The organism is Thalassotalea montiporae (assembly GCF_053485855.1).
Genome location: NZ_JBQRUO010000022.1, coordinates 1 through 446 on the forward strand (window position 1 = coordinate 1; position 446 = coordinate 446).

The following is a 446-nucleotide window of genomic DNA, read 5'->3' on the forward strand; positions in this document are numbered from 1 at the left end:
CATGCCGAACTCAGAAGTGAAATGCAACTGCGCCGATGGTAGTGTGGGAGGTCCCATGTGAGAGTAGGTCATCGCTAGGCATCTAATTAAGAAAAGCCCGGTACGAGGTGTCGGGCTTTTTAATCAAAGCTTTTATTGCTTAGTAATTAGTTAAATGATTCAAATACTAATCAATAAAGGTTTGAAGTTAACTACTTAGAAATTAAATTTCAAAAAGTTGTTGACATCAAAACTAGGAAGCGTAGAATTCGCATCCGCTCTCAACGAGAGAGCAGGCAAAGCCCTTAGCGGTTTTAGCAAAAAGAAGTACACGAATGCGATGTATTTCTTGGTGTCGAAGACATCATTTCTTTAACAATTAGTTATCATGCAATTTGTGTGAGCATTCACATGATGTTGATTTTACAAATAAGCAAACTTCGGTTTGCCAAAATTAACTCAGTGAA

1 rRNA gene is annotated in these 446 nt (G+C 37.9%); it reads left to right on the top strand.

Annotated features, from left to right (window positions below):
* Positions 1-80, top strand: a 5S ribosomal RNA gene (gene rrf, locus ACSLUR_RS19090); the annotation flags it as partial.
* Positions 81-446 lie beyond the last annotated feature (366 nt).